Here is a 3,407-nt window from a genome sequence, read left to right as displayed (position 1 = left end):
TCACAGCGCCAACCACCGTGCCGACAGATACCGCCAGCCGCGCTCGCCCAGCACCGCCGCGAGGCACAGCCCCGCCGCCGCCTCGATCGCGCCCGGCACGCGGCGTCCCGCCCGGACGTTCAGGACACCGGCGATCGCCAGCATCGCGCCGACGTTCGCCGCCGAATTGTAGCTGGGGGTGATGATCCACGGGAAGAAGATCGTCAGTGCGGCAAGGGCGCCGTGGAGCGGCAGCAGGGGCGCGCCCCGTCTCGCGGCCGGGACCGAGGACCCAAGCAGGGCGCCCGCTCCCGCCGCGATGGCGAACCCCCCCAGCCGATAGGATCGCAGGTCGCCGTCGACCAGCCCGAGCAGCGGGTGCAGCAGATAGCCGAACGGCTGGTAGGTGAGCGCATGGGCGTCGGGATCGCGCGTCCAGACGAGATAGAAGATCTCGTCGGTGAGGTCCGCCCCCCGCCCGGCGCCATAGGCGAGCAGCCCGCCGCAGACCAGCAGCGACGCGGCGACACAGGCGACGGCCATCGCGTCGCCCGGAACACGCCGGGCGTTCACCGGCGGCGCCGGATCGGCGGGGGCCATGGCCCTGGGGATCGATGGAATGACGACGGCTCCGGGCAAGAACGACTTGCGTGGCCCCGTACAGCATCGTGCGCGGCATGGGCATGGGTACTGGCATGGGTACTGGGCAGCGACGGCGTCCAGGCCAGATCCTCTCTCGGCCTTCGGGTCAGAAGCCCATGGTCCCGACCATCTCCTCGGCTCCGGGTCCGACGACGATCTGCCAGCACCCCACCCCTGCCTCCACCGCGCCGCGCGCGGCTGCGTCCAACCGGACCGGATCGACCGCTCCGGCCTCGATCGCCGTCACGAGCAGGCGGCTCGACAGGGCGGTGACGGCTCGCACGTTCGCGCGGCCACCAAGGGCGGCGAGCAGGTCGCGGGCGGTCGCCTCCGGTCCGTCCGGGAGGTCGGCTTCCCGCATCTCGCGGGCGAGCTGATCGGCCGTCGGGCCGATGACCACCTGCAGGTCGCGGGTGGAGGGTCGCATGACGCCGCGCGCGCCCAGCCGCTTCAGCAAGGCGTCGTCCACCGCCGCCTGGTTCTCGACGACCAGCCGAAGGCGGGTCGTGCAGGCGTCGATCGACAGGAGGTTGGCGCGGCCGCCGAGCGCCTCGACGAACTGCCGGGCGCGCGAGCCTGTCGCCGGAGCGCGGGCGGCCGGCGTGCCGGCGGGCACCCGCTCACGTCCGGGCGTGGCCAGGTCGAAACGGACGATGACGAACCGGAACAGGCCGTAATAGGCGATGGCATAGACCGCCCCCACCGGCAGCAGCAGCAGCGGCCGCGTCGCCCGGCCATAGTTGAGGAGGTAATCGAGCAGTCCCGCCGAGAAGCCGAAGCCCAGCCTGACGTGCAGCACGTCCATCAGCGCCATCGCCGCGCCGGTCAGCAGCGCGTGGATGCCGTACAGCACCGGCGCCAGGAACATGAAGGTGAACTCGATCGGCTCGGTCACGCCGGTCAGCATCGCGGTCAGCGCCAGGCTGAGCAGCATCCCGCCGGTCTCGGCGCGACGCTCGGGCCGGGCGCTGCGGTACATGGCCAGACAGCCGGCCGGCAGGCCGAAGATCATCACCGGGAAGAAACCGCTCATGAACGCGCCCGCCCTCGGGTCGCCGGCGAAGAAGCGGTTGAGGTCGCCGGTCGCGCCGTGGAAATCGCCCACCACGAACCAGACGATGTTGTTGAGGATGTGGTGCAGCCCGGTCACGAGCAGCAGCCGGTTGAGCACGCCATAGACGAACAGCCCGAACGGCCCGGCGGCGACAAGGGCATGGCTCAGCGCGTCGATGCCCCTGTTCAGCCCGCCCCAGCCGAGCCCGAAGGCGAGCGCCAGCGCCAGGCCCGCCAGCCCGCTCACGATCGGCACGAACCGTCGTCCGCCGAAGAAGGCGAGGTATTCGGGCAGCGCGATCGCGCCGAACCGGTTGTAGGACGCCCCCGCGATCAGCCCCGAGATCGTGCCCAGCGGGACGCTAAGCCTGGCGAGCGCCGCCTGGCGATAGGCGGCCAGGACCACCGTCACGGCGGCGGGCGGCAGTCCGGCGCCGATGTCGGCCGGCGGATGGAGCAGCGCCTGCGCGCCGTTGGTGGCGACAAGGAAGCACACCGCGCCTGCGAGCGCCGCGGCGCCGTTGCCGTCGCGCGCGAACCCCACCGCGACGCCGATCGCGAAGAGCAGGCCGAGGTTCTGGAAGATCGCATCGCCGGCGGACGCGACGAACGGGATGCCGAGCAGGTCGGGCTGGCCGAGCCGGAGCAGCAACCCGGCGATCGGCAGCACCGCGATCGGCAGCATCAGCGCCCGGCCGAGCCCCTGGAGGGCGCCGGACGGAAAACGGGGTCGCATTGCGGACGGGCGCTTCACGGACGAGCTCTGGCGGCGAGGGCGCGCACCGCGCCGGCCGAGGACTGGCGCAGCGCCGAGGCGGCGAGGTCGGCGCACCGCGCGCCCGTCAGCGAGCGCACCAGCGCCTTCAGTTCGGGAACGATCCCCGGCACGGCCGACAGCTCGGTCACGCCCAGCCCGATCAGGATCGGCGCGGCGGCGAGGTCGGAGGCAAGGGCGCCGCATACCCCGACCGGGCGCTTGCCGGCGGCGGCCGCGCGCGCGGCCACCTCGATCATGCGCAGCACGGCGGGGTGGAGCGCGTCGACCTCCGGCGCGACCGACGGGTTTCCGCGATCCATCGCCAGCGTATATTGCGCGAGGTCGTTGGTGCCGATCGCGAAGAAGTCGGCGGACCGCGCCAGCACGTCGGCGGCGATCGCGGCGGCGGGGGTCTCGATCATCACGCCGATCCGCACGGGCTCGGCGCGGCCGATGGCCTGCGCCGCCCGGTCGACGCGGCGGCGGACCTCGACCAGTTCGTCCAGGCTTGCGACCATCGGCACCAGGATGCGGCACTGGCCGGGCGGCGATACGCGCAGGATCGCGCGCAGCTGCGGATCGAGCAGCTCGGGATGGCGCAGCCCGACGCGGATGCCGCGCAGCCCCAGCGCCGGGTTCTCCTCGGCCGGCATCGGCAGGTAGCGCACCGGCTTGTCGCCGCCGATGTCGAGGGTGCGGACGATGAGCGGCCTTCCCTCCAGCCGCGCCGCGATGGCCGCGTACAGGGCAAGCTGCTCGGCCTCGTCGGGCGGATCGTCGCGATCGAGGAACAGGAGTTCGGTGCGCAGCAGGCCACAGCCTTCCGCTCCCGCCGCCATCGCCGCATCGGCGTCGACGAGCGAGGCGAGGTTAGCAAAGACCTCGATCCGCGTGCCGTCCGCCATCCGGCACGGTTCCGCCGCGCTCGCCTGCGCCGCCGCGCGCCGCACCTGCGCGGCGGCGATCCTGGCCCGGG

Annotated in this window: 3 protein-coding genes; all 3 read right to left on the bottom strand. The window is 73.1% G+C overall.

The features are described 5' to 3' along the window. Complete coding sequence (locus HUU95_RS11565) at positions 1 to 579, bottom strand: hypothetical protein (RefSeq protein WP_174280244.1); 579 nt, start codon at positions 577 to 579, stop codon at positions 1 to 3. A gap of 148 nt (positions 580 to 727) precedes the next feature. Further along, the gene (nagE, locus tag HUU95_RS11560) at positions 728 to 2,410 is read right to left on the bottom strand and encodes an N-acetylglucosamine-specific PTS transporter subunit IIBC (protein ID WP_174280245.1); all 1,683 of its coding nucleotides are present in this window, start codon (positions 2,408 to 2,410) and stop codon (positions 728 to 730) included. Between the two features lie 14 nt (positions 2,411 to 2,424). After that, a partial coding sequence (locus HUU95_RS11555) for a phosphoenolpyruvate--protein phosphotransferase (protein ID WP_174280243.1) occupies positions 2,425 to 3,407 on the bottom strand: 983 nt, incomplete at its 5' end.

It is taken from the genome of Sphingomonas bacterium (assembly GCF_903643065.1).
Lineage (GTDB): Bacteria > Pseudomonadota > Alphaproteobacteria > Sphingomonadales > Sphingomonadaceae > Sphingomonas.
Note: the sequence above shows the minus strand (reverse complement) of the source record. Positions and strands in the feature narration are given on the sequence as shown.

What these genes read in the sequence shown, in the direction of transcription:
- HUU95_RS11565 (WP_174280244.1), bottom strand. Translation starts at nt 579, where the DNA reads ATGGCCCCCGCCGATCCGGCGCCGCCGGTGAACGCCCGGCGTGTTCCG.
- nagE (WP_174280245.1), bottom strand. Translation starts at nt 2,410, where the DNA reads ATGCGACCCCGTTTTCCGTCCGGCGCCCTCCAGGGGCTCGGCCGGGCG.